The organism is Xanthomonas sp. CFBP 7698 (genome assembly GCF_003600855.1).
In the GTDB taxonomy this organism is placed as follows: Bacteria; Pseudomonadota; Gammaproteobacteria; order Xanthomonadales; family Xanthomonadaceae; genus Xanthomonas; species Xanthomonas cannabis.
In genome coordinates this window covers 1,731,279-1,749,478 of record NZ_PRDN01000001.1, presented here as the reverse complement: position 1 = coordinate 1,749,478, position 18,200 = coordinate 1,731,279, and the positions used below count along the sequence as shown (strand labels likewise).

The 18,200-nt window shown below is 66.5% G+C and carries 16 protein-coding genes and 1 other RNA gene; 6 read left to right on the top strand and 11 right to left on the bottom strand.

What is annotated here, in order from left to right; translation table 11 throughout:
• The first annotated feature begins 1 nt into the window (after window position 1).
• From XnspCFBP7698_RS07370 to azu, 3 genes are all read left to right on the top strand, one after another.
• Window positions 2-505 carry a RidA family protein gene (locus tag XnspCFBP7698_RS07370; RefSeq protein WP_047696895.1) on the top strand — a complete coding sequence of 168 codons (504 nt, stop codon included), beginning with the start codon at window positions 2-4 and terminating at the stop codon, window positions 503-505.
• 30 nt (window positions 506-535) lie between these two features.
• On the top strand, window positions 536-1,732 hold the full coding sequence (locus XnspCFBP7698_RS07365) for a pyridoxal phosphate-dependent aminotransferase (protein ID WP_104581665.1): 1,197 nt from the start codon (window positions 536-538) through the stop codon (window positions 1,730-1,732).
• Between the two features lie 220 nt (window positions 1,733-1,952).
• Window positions 1,953-2,402, top strand: coding sequence for an azurin (azu, locus tag XnspCFBP7698_RS07360; protein WP_047696891.1), 450 nt, complete (start codon window positions 1,953-1,955; stop codon window positions 2,400-2,402).
• Between the two features lie 152 nt (window positions 2,403-2,554).
• Here azu and XnspCFBP7698_RS07355 read toward each other — a convergent pair whose 3' ends face one another.
• Complete coding sequence (locus XnspCFBP7698_RS07355) at window positions 2,555-5,326, bottom strand: LuxR C-terminal-related transcriptional regulator (RefSeq protein WP_104581666.1); 2,772 nt, start codon at window positions 5,324-5,326, stop codon at window positions 2,555-2,557.
• 536 nt (window positions 5,327-5,862) lie between these two features.
• Window positions 5,863-7,152 (bottom strand): glutamate-1-semialdehyde 2,1-aminomutase, encoded by a 1,290-nt coding sequence (hemL, locus tag XnspCFBP7698_RS07350; RefSeq protein ID WP_104581667.1) that lies wholly within the window; start codon window positions 7,150-7,152, stop codon window positions 5,863-5,865.
• 305 nt (window positions 7,153-7,457) lie between these two features.
• Between hemL and XnspCFBP7698_RS21620 the strand changes: the two genes are divergently transcribed.
• On the top strand, window positions 7,458-10,637 hold the full coding sequence (locus XnspCFBP7698_RS21620) for a TonB-dependent receptor plug domain-containing protein (protein WP_199680069.1): 3,180 nt from the start codon (window positions 7,458-7,460) through the stop codon (window positions 10,635-10,637).
• Window positions 10,638-11,653: 1,016 nt separating this feature from the next.
• On the opposite strand, the gene thiE is transcribed toward XnspCFBP7698_RS21620, so the two are convergent.
• Window positions 11,654-12,274 (bottom strand): thiamine phosphate synthase, encoded by a 621-nt coding sequence (thiE, locus tag XnspCFBP7698_RS07330; RefSeq protein ID WP_104580708.1) that lies wholly within the window; start codon window positions 12,272-12,274, stop codon window positions 11,654-11,656.
• A gap of 36 nt (window positions 12,275-12,310) precedes the next feature.
• Between thiE and XnspCFBP7698_RS07325 the strand changes: the two genes are divergently transcribed.
• Window positions 12,311-12,538, top strand: a complete 228-nt coding sequence (locus tag XnspCFBP7698_RS07325) for a rubredoxin (protein WP_146093234.1) — start codon at window positions 12,311-12,313, stop codon at window positions 12,536-12,538.
• A gap of 79 nt (window positions 12,539-12,617) precedes the next feature.
• On the opposite strand, the gene XnspCFBP7698_RS07320 is transcribed toward XnspCFBP7698_RS07325, so the two are convergent.
• From XnspCFBP7698_RS07320 to XnspCFBP7698_RS07285, 8 genes are all read right to left on the bottom strand, one after another.
• The gene (locus XnspCFBP7698_RS07320) at window positions 12,618-13,499 is read right to left on the bottom strand and encodes a SirB1 family protein (RefSeq protein ID WP_039410446.1); all 882 of its coding nucleotides are present in this window, start codon (window positions 13,497-13,499) and stop codon (window positions 12,618-12,620) included.
• Between the two features lie 40 nt (window positions 13,500-13,539).
• Entirely contained in the window at window positions 13,540-13,986 is a 447-nt protein-coding gene (locus XnspCFBP7698_RS07315) for a DUF192 domain-containing protein (protein WP_047696879.1), read from the bottom strand.
• A 421-nt stretch (window positions 13,987-14,407) separates the two neighbouring features.
• Window positions 14,408-15,055 carry a ribose-5-phosphate isomerase RpiA gene (gene rpiA, locus XnspCFBP7698_RS07310; protein ID WP_039410440.1) on the bottom strand — a complete coding sequence of 216 codons (648 nt, stop codon included), beginning with the start codon at window positions 15,053-15,055 and terminating at the stop codon, window positions 14,408-14,410.
• A 100-nt stretch (window positions 15,056-15,155) separates the two neighbouring features.
• Window positions 15,156-15,626: an EVE domain-containing protein gene (locus XnspCFBP7698_RS07305; RefSeq protein ID WP_166749225.1), complete on the bottom strand. Its 471-nt coding sequence runs from the start codon at window positions 15,624-15,626 to the stop codon at window positions 15,156-15,158.
• Window positions 15,623-16,213: a 5-formyltetrahydrofolate cyclo-ligase gene (locus XnspCFBP7698_RS07300; RefSeq protein WP_104580709.1), complete on the bottom strand. Its 591-nt coding sequence runs from the start codon at window positions 16,211-16,213 to the stop codon at window positions 15,623-15,625. The genes XnspCFBP7698_RS07305 and XnspCFBP7698_RS07300 overlap by 4 nt, the downstream gene beginning before the upstream one ends.
• A gap of 409 nt (window positions 16,214-16,622) precedes the next feature.
• Window positions 16,623-16,806: non-coding RNA, 6S RNA (gene ssrS / locus XnspCFBP7698_RS07295), on the bottom strand.
• 96 nt (window positions 16,807-16,902) lie between these two features.
• Window positions 16,903-17,202 carry a cell division protein ZapA gene (locus tag XnspCFBP7698_RS07290; protein WP_039410433.1) on the bottom strand — a complete coding sequence of 100 codons (300 nt, stop codon included), beginning with the start codon at window positions 17,200-17,202 and terminating at the stop codon, window positions 16,903-16,905.
• Complete coding sequence (locus tag XnspCFBP7698_RS07285; protein ID WP_039410450.1) at window positions 17,199-17,420, bottom strand: TIGR02449 family protein; 222 nt, start codon at window positions 17,418-17,420, stop codon at window positions 17,199-17,201. The genes XnspCFBP7698_RS07290 and XnspCFBP7698_RS07285 overlap by 4 nt, the downstream gene beginning before the upstream one ends.
• A gap of 235 nt (window positions 17,421-17,655) precedes the next feature.
• Between XnspCFBP7698_RS07285 and XnspCFBP7698_RS07280 the strand changes: the two genes are divergently transcribed.
• The gene (locus XnspCFBP7698_RS07280; protein ID WP_104580710.1) at window positions 17,656-18,198 is read left to right on the top strand and encodes a YecA family protein; all 543 of its coding nucleotides are present in this window, start codon (window positions 17,656-17,658) and stop codon (window positions 18,196-18,198) included.
• The last annotated feature ends 2 nt before the right edge of the window (window positions 18,199-18,200 follow it).

Genomic DNA, 18,200 nt, shown 5'->3' with positions numbered 1-18,200 from the left:
CATGTACCGTCCCATCGCACGCGCCCTCATCGCCACCCTCATCTGTTCTGCGGGCGTTGCCGCCGCCGACGCGGCCGAGGTGATTCGCCACAAGATTCCCAACAGCGATTTCCCCATTGCCGCGGCGGTGGAAATCCCCGCCGGCAAGGCCACGGTGTACGTCAGCGGCAAGGTGCCGGCAGTGGTGGATGCCAGTGCGCCCAAGGACTCCGCTGCCGCATATGGCGACACCAAGGCGCAGACGGTGAGCGTGTTGAACCAGATCAAGCAACAGCTGGCCGCGATCGGGTTGGGCATGGGTGATGTGGTGAAGATGCAGGTCTTTCTGGTCGGCGACCCCGCGCTGGGCGGCAAGATGGACTTCAACGGTTTCATGGAAGGGTATCGCCAGTTCTTCGGCACCAAGGAACAGCCCAACCTGCCGGCGCGCTCGGCGTTCCAGATCGCGGCGTTGGGCAACCCGCTGTACCGCGTGGAGATCGAAGTGGTCGCCGTACGTCCCTGAGCCGTTATCGGCGCCTTGCTGGAGGTTGTGATGAAACCTGATATGTCGCGCCGCATGTTCCTGCGGGACTCGGCCCTGTTCGCCGGTGCTGCGGGTGCCGGCACGGTGCCGCTACTGGCCAGTGCCGCCGAACGTTCCGTCGCCGTTGCACCGACCGCGGCCAACACGCTGGCACCGGTAATGATCGGCTCCAACGAGTTCCCCGACGGACCGTCGGCGGCCGCAGTGAAGGCCATCGCGCAGATCGCACCGCAAGGCGGGCGTTATTTGCGCGATGTGCAAATGGAACTGATGAATACCCTGGCCGCGGAACTCACGCTGCCGGTCGACCACTTGATGGCCTACGCCGGCTCCACCGAACCGCTGGACTACACGATGCTGGCCTTCACTTCGCCGAGTGCGGCGTTGGTCACCGCCGACCCAACCTATGAATCGGGCTGGCGCGCGGCAACCCGCAATGGTGCGCGGCTGATCAAGGTGCCGTTGCGCAAGGATTTTTCGCACGACGTGCAGGCCATGTGCGCGGCCGACCCCAACGCAGGCGTGATCTACATCTGCAACCCCAACAATCCCACCGGCTCGGTGACTGCGCGCAAGGACCTGGACTATGCGCTCGCGCACAAGCCCAAGGGCAGCGTGCTGGTGGTGGACGAGGCCTACATCCACTTCGCACAGAGCACGCGCAGCGTGGTCGACATGGTCGCTGCCGGCGAGGACGTGGTGGTGCTGCGCACCTTCTCCAAGCTCTACGGCATGGCCGGCATCCGCTTGGGGTACGCGGCCGCACGCCCGGAGCTGCTGGCCAAACTGATGTTCTACAGCGTCAACAGCCTGCCGGTGACCGCAGCGGCCGCAGGCCTGGCCAGCCTGCGCGATCCGGCGCTGGTGCCGCAGCGGCGTGCACGCACCGCGGCCACCCGGCAGGATGTCATCGATTTCCTGGTCCGGCAGGGCTATGCCTGCACGGCATCGGAGAGCAATTGCTTCATGGTCGATGTGAAGCGGCCGGCCGCAGGCTTCAAGGACGACATGGCAACGCATGGGGTCTTCATCGGCCGCAGCTGGCCGGTGTGGCCCACTTGGTCGCGGATCACGGTGGGTACCGAGGCGGAGATGGCACGCTTCAAGCAGGCCTTCGTGCAGGTGATGGCCGGCAAGCGCGGCCCCTTGCCGGTGCCGCAGGTCGCGGCGCATGCGTCACTGGATGGGTGTTTCCATTACGCCTGAGGCAGGGATTGCGCGCTGGCATGGTGTGCGCGGTGGCAGGCGCGATCTGCAACACGCGATGCCCCGGTGGCATCTGCTCGCTGCCCGTGCTCGCTACGCGCACGCGAGCTGCAGGCGAGGTTCTGTAGATCGCGGCCAGGCAGTACCCTGGTAAGGCCGGCGCAGCGCGAGCGTCGGTGGGGTTGGATGCATCGCGTATTTCTTATCGCAGGAGTGTGCCTTGAAGCTGTTTTCGACGATTGCCGTGCTCGGCCTGGTGCTGATGGCACCTTCGGCCTGGGCCCGGACATGTGCGGTGACCATCACCGGCAACGACCAGATGAAGTTCGACCAGAGCGCCATCAAGCTGGCGCCCGACTGCACGCAGGTGGACCTGACGCTCAAGCACTCCGGCAAGATGGCCGCCACGGTGATGGGCCACAACTGGGTGCTGACCAAGTCCGCCGATTTCCAGGCGGTTGCCAACGCCGGCGTGCGCTCCACCATTGCCGACAGCTACCTGCCCAAGGCCGATGCGCGCGTGATCGCGCATACCAAAGTCATCGGCGGCGGCGACAGCACCACCGTCAGCTTTCCCACCAGCGCATTGACCAAGGGCGGCGCGTACACGTTCTTCTGCTCGTTTCCCGGGCACTGGGCCATGATGAAGGGCACGCTGAGCTTCGGATGACCGCGGCGCGCCACCGGGCCGGTCCCTGTGGCGCGGTGCATCGGTTGGCTGCCTCCGGCATCGTGTGAACGACGCTGCTGCATCGCTACGTGGTCGCGCGCCGTTCCCGCCATGTCAGGCGCGCCAGGCAGGCACCATGACGTGCACGCCCCTCACGGTGGCGCTGCGTCCGTTGCGTGCTGGACGTCCCCGCTGCGTAACACGCCGCGCTGCAGCGCCTGCGCCAATGCGCCTTCGCGGCTGCGTGCATCGAGCTTGCGGTACAGATTCTTGAGATGGAATTTGACCGTGTTTTCCGACAGGTGCAGGTGGCGGGCGATCTGCTTGTTGGAATAGCCACGCGCCAGTTGCGCCAGCACTTCCAGCTCGCGCTCGCTGAACACGTCGCTGGAAGGATCGTCGTCGCCGCTAAGGCGTTCGAGCAGGGCCTGGATGGTCAAGGCACGCGTGGTGCCGCCCACGGTGTGCGGGTCGTGCTGCCGGAGCGAGCGCAGCATCGCCTTGGCGGGCAGGCCGAGTTCGACGATCGCCTGCCAGCTCTGCGTCAGCGCCACGTGGTCCAGGGCGCTGTACAGGTGGGGTAGGGCGGCGAGCAGTTCGCCGCGTTGCTGCAGCACCAGCGCGATGCGGGCGCGGGTGCGCGCGAGATGGCACAGGTTGTCGTTGCTCAGGCAGGCCTGCTCGATCTGGCCGAGGATGACCAGCGCTGCGCTGCTGCGTCCGGCCAGGCGGTGCCAGCGTGCCAGTGCGAACCCCATCGCCGCGCGATCGCGCCACCGGTGCGCCGCGCGCAATGTGTGTGCCAGCGAGGATTCGCCGCCGGTGCGCGCGATCAGCACATCGATGGCCGCGTTGCCGGGATGTTCCAGCAGCAGCATCAAGCGCCACGCAGATGCCAGCTCGGACAGCCGCATCAGCTTGCGCCCGTGGGCGATCTGCTCGATATGGTCGAGCACCGCCAGGGCGCTGCGTCCGCTATGGTCGCGCACGCGCTCCAGTCCCAATGCGGTGTCGTACGCGGCTGCCAGCACATCCACGCCGGCATCGTGTTGCTCGAGCGTTTCCAGTGCCGGATGCAGCAGGTCCGCCGCGTCGTCGTGGTGGCCACGCTCGTAATGCAGCTGCGCGAGCAGGCACTGGCCGGCCGCCTCCAGCACGCGGTCCGGCTGTGGCGTGTGCGCGCACCCGTGCAGCGCTTGCCGGTAGCATGCCTCGGCGTCGCCGAGCTGCCCGCGGTAGAAAAAACTCTGGCCCAGCGCCAGCAGCGCCTGGCCGGCGCCCGCATCGCTGCCGCCGCGCTGCATTGCCTCGCGTGCCGTCAGTGCGTAGCGTTCTGCCACTGCAAACGCGCTCTGGGCGATGGCGGTGGTGGCGCAGATGCAGAGCAGCATGCCGCGGCCAAGCTGGTCGTCCTCGTCCAGTGCGCGCGCCTGTGCCGCGATCTGGGTCAGGCCATGGGGGTTGCCGCAGATTTCGTCCAGGCGGTCGCGCAGCACGGCCACCACCACGGTGTAGTCGCGCTGCAGCGGTTCGCGCAGGGCCGCAGGGAAATCGCGGAAGCGTTCCAGCAACAGGCGCGCGTGGCTGAACTCGCCCAGCTTGATGTGCAGATGCGCCTGGGTGAGGTTGAGCGCCGGCGTCTCGCGGATGGTGCGGTGGTCGAAGTGGCGCAGCAATGCACGCACCTCGTGCAGGCCGTGCGTCAGCAGCAACTGCCAGGTGCCGGCGCGCGCGATGTAGCTGGCCGCCAGATCGCCGCACTGGCCATGCGCGGCGTGTCGTACCGCGTCGGCCAGGTGCTGATGGTCGCCAAACCAGCGGGCTGCACGCTGATGCAGCTGGACGGCCTGGCCAGGGTGTTCGCGATCGAGCAATTGCTGCAGGAAGTCGGCAAACAAGGGGTGATAGCGGAACCATTCGCGTTCGCCATCCAGCGGCACCAGCAGGCCGTGGAAATGCTCCAGCCGGGCGAGCAGCCGGCCACTGTCGTCGCGCTGGCGCAGCGCATCGGCCAGCGAGGCGTTGAGGCGTTCCAGCAGGCTGGTACGCAACAGTAGGTCGCGCGTTGGTGCATCCAGGTCGTTGACCACCTGCTCGGCCAGATACGCGGCAATCTGCGTGCTGCGCCCGGAGAAGCGTGCGGTCACTTCCTGCTGACGTTGTGCATCGCCCTCCAGCCACAGCCGCGCCAGATGCAGCGCTACCGGCCAACCTTCGGTGTAGTGCAGCAGGGTCTCCACCACCGGCGCCGCGACCTGCGGCCCCAGCAGCGTGCGTGCTTCGTCGGTGTCCAGTGCCAGTTGCGCGCTGCCGATGCGACCGAGCTGTGCCTGCAATTCCAGCCGCGCCAGCGGCAGCGCCGGCACGCGACGGGTGGCAAGCAACAGATGCAGGCGCCCGCCGCTGTGTTCCACCAGGCGCAGCACCAGCTCATCGACCAGACCGCCTCCAAGCCGGTCGTAGTCGTCGACGATCACGCTGATGCGCCGCGGTGCCGCGCGCAGGGCGCGAATCAGCACCGCGACCGCATCGCGCGGGTCCTGCTCGCAGTGGTGCATCACGCTGGTGCACAGCGCGGCGTCGGCGCCTGCACCCTGCAGCGCCAGGGCGAGATGACCCACAAAGCGCGCGGCATCGGCATCGGCTTCGTCCAGCGACAGCCAGGCCACCGACGCCGCATCACGCGCGCGCAGCTGCGCATGCCATTGCGCCAGCACCGTGGTCTTGCCGAACCCAGGCGGGGCCAGCAGCAGGGTCAACGGACGCATCTGGCCCTGATCCAGTGCCCTCAGCAATGCCTCGCGCATCACCGCGCCCGTGTGCGGCGAAGGCGGCTCCAGCTTGCTGGCAAGCAGCCAATCGGGAAGAGCGGGGTCGCGCGGCGGTGACGGGCGCGGAGTGAGCAACGCAACAGGCTTGAGCATGAGGCGAGGGCGGCCGTGGCAAGCGTCAACAGCGCGCCGGCTCGACACGCTGCACAACGTGATGAAACAGCGGCGACGGCACGCAGGTCACCGAGACGGCGACAACGACGGATCGGCTGCTTCGCGGGTCCCCACCCATGCCCGTCCCTGAGCACCTTTCAGAAAGGTATGACAGCCTCACGACAAAAGCAAAGTGTGTAGCGGTTTTCACGCCATCGCCGCCAGGGTCGAGGCGGGCCATCGGGTGGATCGGGTTGTGGTTGCGTCTGCTCGCGCCAGCGGCGTGCGCAGAACAGGTGTGTGTGATCCGGCGTCACCGACCGGCGCGCCCAGCCCGCGGCCTGCGCATTCACTTGGCCCTGCGGTGCATGCCCGGCCCCGCTGGGCCCGCGCCGGCATCCACGTCCGGCGCCATCAGGGCGGCCGTTATCGGCTGCCGGCGTTTGGTTCGGCTGGCTGCCTCAGCGCCGCACCTGCGCCCTCGGCACGTGCTGAAGGCGAAGCGCGGCGCGGCCGCCGTCTTACCCCGTCACGCGTCAGCGTGCGACGTCTGCAAACGCCTCGCGTGCCGCGGCGAGCGTGGCCTCGATCACGGCCTCGTCGTGCGCGCTGGACATGAAGCCGGCCTCGTACGCCGACGGCGCCAGGTACACGCCCCGCTGCAGCATCGCGTGGAAGAAGCGGTTGAAGGTGGTGGTGTCGCAGGCGGTGGCCTGCGCGTAGCTCTCCACGATCTCGTCGCTGAAGAACAGCCCGAACATGCCGCCCACCTGGTTGGTGGTGACGGCAATGCCGGCCGCGCGCGCGGCATCTTCCAGGCCTTCGCATAGCACGCCGGTCGCCTCGCCCAGGCGGGCGTGGAAGCCCGGTTCCTGCACCAGTTCCAGCATCGCCAGGCCGGCGGCCATGGCCACCGGATTGCCCGACAAGGTGCCCGCCTGGTAGATCGGCCCGGCCGGGGCGATCTGCTCCATCAGCTCGCGCCGGCCGCCGTACGCGCCCACCGGCATGCCGCCGCCGATGATCTTGCCGAAGGTGGTCAGATCCGGCGTGACGCCATAGAGCGCCTGCGCGCCACCCAGCGCCACGCGGAAGCCGGTCATCACTTCGTCGAAGATCAGCAGCGCACCATGCCGCGTGCACAACGTGCGCAGGTGCTGCAGATAGCCCGCCAGTGGCGGAATGCAGTTGGCATTGCCCACCACCGGCTCGATGATCACTGCCGCCACGTCGGCGCCGATTTCGTCGAACAATGCGGTGGCGCCTTCGAAGTCGTTGAAGCTCAGCGTGGCGGTCAGCTCGCTCAAGCCGGCCGGCACGCCCGGCGAGGTGGGCACGCCCAGGGTCAGCATGCCGCTGCCGGCCTTGACCAGGAACGAGTCGCCGTGGCCGTGGTAGCAGCCTTCGAACTTGATGATGCGGTTACGCCCGGTGGCGCCGCGCGCCAGGCGCACCGCCGACAGCGTGGCCTCGGTGCCCGAGTTGACCATGCGCACCATCTCGCACGAGGGCACCAGCCGGGTGATGGTCTGCGCCATCGTCACTTCCGCCGCGCACGGCGCGCCGAACGACAGCCCGTCGCGGATCGCGCGTTCCACCGCCTCGCGCACCGTCGGGTGGTTGTGCCCGCCAATCATCGGGCCCCATGAGCCCACGTAGTCGATATAGCGGTTGTCGTCGACGTCGTACAGGTAAGGGCCGTCGGCACGGGCCACGAAGAACGGCTCGCCGCCCACCGACTTGAACGCCCGCACGGGTGAGTTGACGCCGCCGGGCAGCAGCGTCTGCGCCTGGGCGAACAGGGCGTGGGAGCGGGTGTGGTTCATGCGCGCAGATCCTTGAGGAATACCAGTGGGGACATCGATGCCCGGCAGCGGGCATCGCGTTCGCCATTGTCAGGCCTGCGGCCTCGCGCGCCTACCCGGCAGAGGCCCGCCTACCCGTCGGAGCCAGCGGGTAGGGCAACCCGGCTGCCTATGATCGGACACGAGGGGACCGGGCGTTTGGGCATGAGCTGATGGCATGCGGTCATTGGCGCCCCGCTGCAGATGTTCAGAAAGTGTGATTCCGGCGGCCGTTGGCCCCGTTCATCCAGTCGCCTTGCCGACCGTTCCAGACTTGGGGAGAAAGCATGAACCGTAGTATCCAGAAGCGTGCGCTGGCGTTGGCCCTGGTGGTGGCCATCGGCGGTGCACACGCGCAGTCGACCACCGGCAGCATCGTCGGCAGCGTGGGGCAGGGCAGCGGCACCAGCGTGGTAGTGGAAAACAACAGTGGCCTCAGCCGCGAAGTGCCGGTGGACGCGCGTGGCCGGTACACCGCCGGCAATCTGCCGTTGGGCACCTACAAGGTGACGGTCAAGCGCGACGGCGCGGTCGTGGAAACCCGCGAGAACGTGGCCATTACCGTGGGCGCCAACACCGACGTGTCGTTCGCCGCCAGCGCCGCGGGGAGCGGCGTGCAAACCCTGGACAGCGTCACCGTCAACGCGGCCAGCCTGGCCACCATCGACGTCAGCAGCGTGGATACCCGCACCGTGGTCACCGCCGAGCAGCTGGCGCAGTTGCCGTTGGGCCGTACCGCCGAAGCGATCGCGCTGCTGGCGCCGGGCGTGGTGGTCAACAGCGGCGGTTTCGACAACGGCCCGCTCGGCGGCTCGTTGCCCAGCTTCGGCGGCTCGGCCGCCAGCGAAAACGCGTATTACCTCAACGGTTTCAACACCACCACCATCAGCAACAATCTCGGCGGCCTGACCCTGCCGTACGGTGCCATCGACCAGCAGGAAATCTTCACCGGCGGCTATGGCGCGCAGTACGGGCGCGCCAACGGCGGTGTGATCAACCAGATCGGTAAGCGCGGCACCAACGAGTGGAAGTTCGGCGCGGCGGTGATCTGGGAGCCGAACGGCCTGCGTGCCAACCAGCGCGACATCTACTGGCGCTCGGACAGCCAGGCCAGCACCGTCAACAACGCCGCCTACCGCTACGCGCGTGCGGCCAATGGCCTGTACCAGCCGGCCAGCGAAGCCGAGGCCAACCAGACCACTTACAGCGCCTACGTCGGTGGCCCGATCATCCAGGACAAGTTGTTCTTCTTCCTGGCCGCAGAGCAGGTGGATTCAGATGGCGTGCGCGTGGGCACCAATCGCGACACCGACAACGGCCGCACCGGCGGCCTGACCGACTACGACTACAAGCAGAAGCGCTGGTACGCCAAGGTGGACTGGAACATCACCGACAACCACCTGATCGAGGTGACCGGTGCCAGCGATGAGGCGGAGACCAACGGTTCGATTTATCGCTACGACTATGTCAACCGCACGCGTGGCAGCTATTTCACCGACGAATCCACCTGGAAGACCGGCCCCACGCTGTTCACCGGCAAGTACACCGGCTACCTGGGTGACAACCTCACCGTGACCGCGCTGTACGGCAAGATGCGCACACCCGACGAGCTGACCCCGTTCAACTACAACGCGGCCGGGGGACCGGTGATCAATAGCGCGGCGTTGCAGAATCCGGCCTACACCGGCGGCACGCCACGCATCGGCAACCAGCTGGTCACCTCGGTCAGTTCGCCGGATCGCGAATACAAGAAAGACAATCAGCGCCTGAATCTGGAATGGCGCCTCGGCCACCACACGCTCAACTTCGGTATCGACAACCAGAAGTCCGAAGGCATCGACGTCGGCTCGGTGCTGTCCGGGCCGGGCTTTGCCTGGACCTACGGCCAGACCAACGACCCCAACGGGTTGGCCACCGGAGGGCTGGTCAGCCAGTCGGCCAACGAAGCCGGCGGCATCGGCGCGCCAAGCCCGGGCCTGGTCGATCCGGTCAACGGGTCCAGCGGCTACTACGTGGTGCGCAACATCAACACCAGCCTGTACTCCTACGAGGCCAAGCAACGCGCCTATTACATCGAAGACAAGTGGCAGGTCACCGACAACCTGTTGTTGAGCATCGGCCTGCGCAAGGACGAGTTCACCAACTACACCCCGTTCGGCGACCCTTACATTGAAGTGGATAACGCGTGGGCGCCGCGCTTGGGCTTCAGCTGGGACGTCAATGGCGATTCCAGCCTGAAGGTGTTCGGTAACGTTGGCCGCTATTACCTCGGTCTGCCGCTGTCGGCCGTCAGCTTGTTCACACCGGCCACCACCACCGATACCTATTTCACCTACAGCGGCATCAATGCCGACGGCACGCCGGTGTTGGCGCAGCAGCTCGGCTCGGCCGTGTCGGCCAATTCGCGCTTCGGCCGCATCGCCGATGTGCGCACCGCAGTGGCCAAGGACATCGAAGGCGAGAACCAGGACGAAGTCATCCTGGGTTTCACCAAGCAGCTCGAAAGCGGCTGGGTGCTCGGCGTGCGTGGTACCCACCGGCGTCTCAATGCCGGTATCGACGACCAGAACTACGACGTCTCCAACACTGCGCTGATCAACGCGGCCGCCGCTCAGGGCGTGACCATTGATTTCTCGCAAGTCGCAGGCGCCTCGCTGATCAATCCCGGCCAGACCAACACCTGGGGTGTGATCGGCACCGACGGCCAGTTCCACGAGGTGTCGGTCAGCCGCGAAGCGGCGGGCTTCCCGAAGTTCAAGCGCAACTATTCGGCCGTGGAATTCAACCTGGAACGTCCGTTCGACGGCCAGTGGTACGCCAAGGTCAACTACGTGTGGTCGCATAGCTACGGCACCACCGAAGGCCAGGTGCGTTCGGACCTGTGGCGTACCGGCGGCGCACTCGGCAGCTATCAGGGCCAGGCGTCGGTTTCCACAACGCAGAGCTGGGACCACGCAGCACTGATGGAACATTTCAACGGCGATCAATCCAACGATCACCGCCATCAGCTCAAGCTGTTCGGCTTCTACCAGTTCAACCCGCAATGGGGCGCCTCGGCCAATTTCAGCCTGATCTCCGGCGCGCCGCATAACTGCCTGGGCAATTACTACGGCACCGAATACAGCGGCCGCGATCCGGCCGGCTACGGCGGCAGCGCCATCACCGGCGGTCCTTACCATTACTGCTACAACCCGGAAACCGGCACCGGCGTGGCATCGCCTCCGGGCTCGCAGGGGCGCCTGGGCTGGATCGCCCAGCTCGACATGGGCGTGACCTACAAGCCGGCCTTTGCCGACGGCAAGCTGGCCTTGCGCTTCGACGTGTTCAACATCACCAACGAGCAGACCGCGACGAACATCTATCCGTTCTCGCAGCTGCCCGACAACACCACCAACCCGCTATGGAATCAGGTGGTGGCCTACCAGGCACCGCGCTCTGGCCGGGTGACGTTGAGTTACGATTTCTGATCGGATCACGCGACAACGGCAGTCCCGGCAGTGACGCGTGAAAGCACGCGTCGCTGTTTTTGTTTTGGGTGATGGCCGGCCGAATTGATGTCACCGTGACGAGTGAAGGCACGCAGCCTGGGTGATGGCTTGGCTAAGCAGATTGTCCGATGTAGTCGAACAGCCCCGACGCGCAGGTTGCAGCAACTTCGCAGAGCGGATGATCTGCGAAGTTGCTGCAGGGCCCTTGCCTGCCCACCATCACGGGACACGCTGCAAGTACGTCCATGTAGCTCCGTGGCGGCATCCATGCCGCCAAGGGTCCCGCGACGGTGGGCGGGCAAGGACCAGTCGAGATGGTCGGTGGGCAAGGCTCTCAACCAGCGCTTGGCAAATGGCGACGCGGTGCCTTTGCTCTTCAACAAAACCACCAACCAACTGTCTGGCGTGGTGTCCTCGCCGATTGCGGGACCGTGTGGCGGCATGGATGCCGCCACCGAGCCTCCAGGGACGGATTCACGGCGTGTCCCGCAAGCGGTGAGGGCACCGCGCATTCGACCAGACGTGAAGACAGCCAAGCGATCGCGATAAGCACAGTGCAGCCGTCTCGACCTGACTGCTCAATACCGGCAGAACAGGTGGAAAGCGGATCATCTTCGCCTTTGCTGCAGGGCCCTTGCCCGCCCACCATCGCGGGACACGCTGCAAGTACGTCCATGTAGCTCTGGCCCGCCATCCATGCCGCCAAGGGTCCCGCGACGGTGGGCGGGCAAGGACCAACGGAGATGGTCGGTGCGCACAGGTTTCAACAAGCAGCCGGCAAGCTGGCGACGCGGCATCTTCGTTTTTCGACAAAACGACCAGCCAGGTGGGTGATGCGGTGTCCTCACCGATTGCGGGACGCCAAGGGTCCCGCGACGGTGAGCGGGCAAGGCCCCGTCACGATGGTCGGTGTGCCTGGTGCAAGCAGGGCATCAATCCTGCGCGACGGCGTACGACGCAGCCAGCATCGATCGTCTTCAACGCTTGCCGCATTATCACGCAAACCCTGCGCGGTATGCCTGCACTGCTGCGACCGGATCTGGCGCCGCATACACGCCGCTGACCACGGCAATCAGGTCGGCACCTGCAGTCACCAGCGCGGGCACCTGCGCAGTTGCGATGCCGCCGATCGCCACCCGGGGTAGACCAAGCTCGGCCGCTTGCTGCAGTAGCGCCGGCGTCGCGCGCCGGGTGGTCTGCTTGGTGGTGGTCGGGAAAAACGCACCGAACGCGACATAGCTGGCACCCGCGGCGGCGGCGGCGCGCGCGCGCTCGATCTCGTCGTAGCACGACACCCCGATGATCGCCTGCGGCCCCAGCCGCGCGCGTGCGGCTGCCACCTCGCCATCGTCCTCGCCCAGATGCACGCCCTGTGCACCGACCTGCGCGGCCAGTTGCGCATCGTCGTTGATGATCAAGGGCACACCGTGCGCCGCACAGGCCTCGCGCAGGGCGCTGGCCTGGCGCAATCGCAGCGCCCCATCGGCCTGCTTGTTGCGATATTGCAGCCAGGTGATTGCTGGCAATAACGGCACGGTGCGCAGGAGCAGGCGCTGGGTATTGGGCTCGTCCGGGGTGATCAGGTACACGCCGCGGGCGTCAAGGCGTTGGGGCATGGCAGCGCTTCCGAAAGCGGTGGATGGGATGGGACAATGCTGGCCCCACCGTTGCGTGACCGCGATTATCCGATGAGCGACACATCCACCACCACCTACCGCACCTGGATGTGCGTGGTCTGCGGGTTCCTCTACCACGAGGCCGACGGCATTCCCGAAGAAGGCATCGCGCCCGGCACCGCCTGGCAGGACGTGCCCGAGAGCTGGACCTGCCCCGATTGCGGCGTCACCAAGGACGACTTCGAAATGGTGGAAGTCGACTGACCGCTTGCCTGCCCGGACCGGGCATCGACCACCTGCCGCGCCATGCCGTGCGGCTGAGCGGCTAGAGGGTGCTCGGGGCTCAGTGCGCCCGCGCGCGCTGGCTGTTCAGTTCCACCAGGTGCTCGTGCAGATGGGCCGCGTCCTGCGCGCTCGGGTTGAGTAGCAGGTAGCGCGAGAGATCGTGGCGGGCGCCATTGCGATGGCCCAGATGCAGATAGGCCATGCCGCGGTCGCGCAGCGCCTCTGGTTGGTCGGGCACCAGCTTCAGGATGCGGTCGGCGCTGCGTGCGGCGCGGTCCCAGTGCTCGGCATCGGCGTACACGCCGTGCAGGTTGCGCAGAATGCGGATCAGGATCGCGCGGTGCGGTGCGGGGTCGAGAATCTGCGCCAGCGCACGGTCGTCGGGGATTTCGCCGCCCAGGTGCGGGCGGGCGCGCTCGCGCAGCTCGTCCACGCCCAGCGGGCGGCCACCGTTGAACGGGTCCATCACCAGGACCCCGTCGTCGACCGGCAGGCGCACCAGGAAATGTCCTGGAAACGACACCCCCGCCAGCGGGATGCCCAGGCGCCGGGCCACCTCGATCTGCACCATCGCCAGCGAGATCGGATTGCCCAGCCGGCGCTCGAACACCTGGTTCAGATAGCTGTTGCGGGGGTCGTAGTACTCGTCGTGATTGCCCGAATAACCCAGTTCATCGAACAGGTAGCGGTTGACTGCCGCCATCTTCAGCGGCCACAGATCGATCGCCTCCACCTCGCGGCGCAGGTGCTCGACGTGGCTCTGCACCAGTGTGTCATACAGCTCGGCATCCAGTTGTGGATACTCGTCGCGTGCGATCAGCAACGCGGTGGACATCAGTGGCACCGCATCGTCGTCCAGGCTGGCGAGCGCGGTCCAATGGGGAAGTGGGAGCATGTCGACCATGCTGACAAGAGTGTCGGCAAGCGGCGCGGGGTTCAAGTCCGGTACTTCCTGACAGGAGACACCGCATCGCTGTGAATCACTTCAGCTTGGGAATATCCGGGCTGAAAGTGAGTTCGGCGCCGTCCTGCAGGTTGAGCCTGGCGGCCTGGCCGGCATTGAGCTCCAGCACATAGCGGGCCGGCGCCTTGCTGGGGTAGGGCGGGCAGGCGTCGCCGGCCGAGCACGGCGGCACATCGCGCTGTTGCGACACCAGCCGGCGCTGGTTGTCGAAATACAGGATATCCAGCGCGATCTTGGTGTTCTTCATCCAGTAGGCCATCGGTTCCTGGCGGTCGTGGATGAACAGCATGCCGCGGTCTTCGTCCATGGCGTCGCGGAACATCAGCCCCTTGGTCCGGTCGGCATCGTTCTGTGCCAGTTCTACCTGATAGCGCGTACCGGCCAGTTCCACCCAGGAGCCGCCGCTGGCGCAGCCGCCAAGCAGGAGCAGACAGGCAAGACCAAGGAAGCGGGCAGGGCGCATGCGGCAAACCGATGAGGCGGGGATGGCGCACCTTCTGCCATGCACCGGCGTGCGTCAAGTCGCGGCGGCAGGCGATGCAGTGCGGTGCCGGGCAAGGCATCGGGACGGGCCGATTGCCCGCTGCACATCGCGCGGCCACGGTGCCGCCTCGTCCAGCGCGCGGGATGCGGGAAGGTCGCTCCGCAACGGTAGCGCGCTGCATCCGCCTGCGAGCGGGGCGACACGTTCCGCTTACAGATGCGCCGCGTGCGGACTTCTGTATGCAGACAGCGAGCGAGTTGCGCCGGGCGGGCAGCGTTCGAGAGTCGCCGCACCGGCCACCGCTGTGAAGAGACCACCTGCAACGCCGCGTTGCCGGCGCGGCCCAGGTGTCGGATGTCTGCGCGCCGTCGGGCGCACGAACAATCGACCGCGTCGTGCGTCAGAGCACGCGCGGCGGTGTGCCGCCGACGATCACCACATCGGCTGGGCGGCGCGCAAACAGGCCCACGCAGACCACGCCCGGAATCTGGTTCAAGCTGCGCTCCAGCGCCACCGGATCGGTGATCTGCAGGTTGTGTACGTCCAGCACCACGTTGCCGTTGTCGGTCACCACGCCGTCGCGCCACACCGGCTGGCCGCCGGTCAACGCCAGGATCTGGCGGGCGACCAGGCTGCGTGCCATCGGAATCACCTCCACCGGCAGCGGAAACTTGCCCAGCACCGGCACTTGCTTGCTCGGGTCGACGATGCAGATGAAGCGCTCGCTGGCCTCGGCAATGATCTTCTCGCGGGTCAGTGCCGCACCGCCGCCCTTGATCAGGCAGCGGTTCGGGTCGCACTCGTCGGCGCCGTCCACGTACACCGACAGATTGCCGGTGTGGTTGAGATCCAGTACCTCGATGCCGTGCTGGCGCAGGCGTGCGGTGCTCTGTTCGGAGCTGGAGACCGCGCCCTTGATGCGGTGGCCGATACGGCCCAGCGCATCGATGAAGTAGGCCACCGTCGAGCCGGTACCGACGCCGACGATCATGCCGTCTTCCACGTAATCGAGTGCCTTCTCGGCGGCCAGGCGTTTTGCGTCGGACATTTGGGAGCTCGGGATTAGTGATTGGGGAGTTGGGATTCGTAAGAGCAGGTCACGCGGGGCGGCGATGGGCGAATCCCCAATGCCGAATTCTCAATCACGGCTACTCCATCGCCAGCAACAGCTTCCACTGCGCGGTGGTCACCGGCAGGATCGACAGGCGATTGCCGCGCGCGATCAGCGGGAAGCCTTCGCCCAGTGCATCGGCGTGTTGCTTGATTTCATCCAGCGCAATCGTGCGCTTGAGTTTGCGCTCGAACGCCACGTCCACCAGCATCCAGCGTGGGTCTTCGCGCGTGGACTTGGGGTCGTGGTAGTCGGATTTTGGGTCGAACTGGGTGTCGTCCGGATACGCAGTGCTGGCGACCTTGGCGATGCCGACGATGCCGGGCACCTTGCAGTTGGAGTGATAGAAGAACACACCGTCGCCCACCTGCATGCCGTCGCGCATGAAATTGCGCGCCTGGTAGTTGCGCACGCCGTTCCACGGCTCGGTGCCGACGCGTTCCAGATCATCGATGGAGAACGTGTCCGGCTCGGACTTCATCAACCAGTAGCGCTTGCGGGCAGTCATGCAGAGAGGCTGTCGTCTTTCAGGAAGGTGGCGTGTTCGGTGCAGATGGCGTCCACGCGCACGTCCCAGGATTCGGTGGGCAAGGCAGGCACCTGCTGCGCGGCGAAGCCGACGCCGACCAGCCAGGGCGGCGGCGCCTGGCGATGCCGGAACGCGAAGCTGCGATCATACCAGCCGCCCCCCATGCCCAGCCGCCGGCACGCCGCGTCGAAACCGGTCAGCGGGGTCACCACCAAGGCCATGTCCTGTGGCGCCAGCGTATCGGCCAGATCCACGTCCGGCTCGGGAATCCCGTAGCGATTGCTGACCAGTCCCTGGCCCGGCCGCCATGGCGCAAAGCGCAGCACACGTCCGTCCAGCACCGGCAGGCAGTAGCGCACGCCGGCCGGCAAGCTCAGCTGCCAGCGGTGCAGTGCGATCTCGCCATCCATCGCCCAATACCCGGCCACCGCACCGGCCTGCGGCGCGAACGGCAGCGCCAGCAAGCGTTCGGCCAATGCATCGGCGGCGGCCAGTCGCTGCGTGGCCGGCAGGCTGCGGCGTTGCGCACGCAACTGCTGACGCAGCGCGTCTCGGTCCTGGGTCATCGGTGTCTCGCAGCGGTCGAATGCGCACATTGTCGATGGCCCACGTCCAGCTGCCTAGCGCCATGTCCGCAATGTTCAACATCCCGTTTGAACGTCCGGCGTCCGGTCGGAACGTCGGGCACCAGGTCTGTACGTGCCACCGGGCAATCGCCTCGTTGGCCGGTTGGCGGAGCGCGGTGCTCACGCGCTTGGCGTAGAGGACATGTCTTCGTGCGTTCCGTCCGATGAGATGCTGCGCACGTGCGCTCCTGAGGCTGCCCCCCAGGCTGTCGCATCATTGACAGGCCAATCCCGCAGCAGCGCCCCGGGGCACGAAGGGCTGCCTCGCTGCGCGCGGCAGGCGTCGTGCTCAAAGGCATGCGCCAGACACACAAAAAGAAACGACGCCCGAAGGCGCCGTTTCAGATTTGCATTCTCCGCAGTGACGATGCGGGCGAAACGACCTTGAACCCGGGGTTCAAGTGGGGACGTTGTGAGGCCATCGGGCTTCCCGCTACAAGGCGGACTTGCACACCCGGCTTCGTCGCGCCCCCGTGGTCGTAATTAAGGGACAAGGCGAATGTTTTGCACGCTGTCGTTTACAGCAGAGAACGCAGGTGAAGTATAGACCTCTGCTGCGCGATGGCTAGCCCATTCGTCGGCACGCGGTCGCAAAAATTCATCTTTGCGACGGCAGTGCGACGTCGCGCTCAACGCGGTGTGTCGGCCAGGCCGTCCAGTCGACGGTTCAAGCTGTCCAGCGTATTCGCCAACTCACGATCGTAGAGCGCTTGTTGGTCGCGCAACTGCTGCAACTCATGGGCAAGATTGAGCGCAGCCAGCACCGCCACACGATCGACCGCTGCCATGCGGTTGCTGCCACGGATCTCGCGCATGCGCAAATCCAGCAGGCGTGCTGCAGCGGTGAGGCTCTCGCGTTCGTCGGCAGTCACGCCAACCGTGTATTCACGATCCAGAATACGCACGCTGACCGGTTCGTTGCTGCTCACGTGTGCTGCTCCAGTGACTTCAACCGCACGATCATGGCTTCCACCCGCGAACGTGCCTGCTCGTTCTTGGTCAGCAGTTGCGAACGCTCGCCGATCAATTGTTCCTGCTGATGGCGCAGGCTGCGGTTCTCGTCGGTCAACCGTTGCGTCCGCTCCACAAGCGCCTCCACGCGGGCGGCGAGTGCGCGGATCTGAGCGAGGGCGGCAGCGTTGTCCATGCGCTCACGATAGGGGCGCGCGCGCGTCACGGTCAAGCGCCGCTCACGGGCCGGTCACGCACCATGAAGCCAAGCCTGCCAAGGGCTGCCGCCGGCCTGACCCGCTGCAGCGCGTGGCCCCTGGAACGCTGCATGGAGCGACCGGAACGCGGTTGGGACGGGCGGCCTTGATACACTGGAAAGTCTCGTCGCCCGCCTCGCGCGGGTGCCTTCTGTTCCTAGCCTGGATGACCCGATGGATCTGCCTGATGTAACCGCTGTGCAAACTGAAAGCCGTCAGCTCGGGCTGGCGTCCTCTGCGGCGGAGTTGCACGGCGGGCTATGCGGGTGGTTGTCCGGTGGTGGGGCCGACAGTGGCGACTGGCTGGCCCGCATCCTGGCCGACAACGCCCAGGCGGCGCCCAGGCAGGGCGGCGCGCTGGATCGGCTGCGCCAGGCCACCGTGGCACAGCTGGAAGACCGCGACTTTGCGTTCGATCTGCTGCTGGTCGAAGAAGGCGCCCCGTTGCCGGCGCGTACCGATGCGCTGTTCGATTGGTGCCGCGCGTTTCTGGGCGGCTTCGGGTTGGCCGCGCAGCAGCGCCCGGCGCTCACCGAAGAAGGCGAAGAAGCGCTGCAGGATCTGGCCCGCCTGGCGCAGGCATCCAGCGACGATTTCGATGCCGGCGAAGAAGACGACACCGCCCTGGCCGAGATCGAGGAATTCGTCCGCGTGGCGGTGCTGTTGCTGCACGGCGACTGCGTCATGGGGCCGCGTTTTCGCCAACGTCTGAACTGATC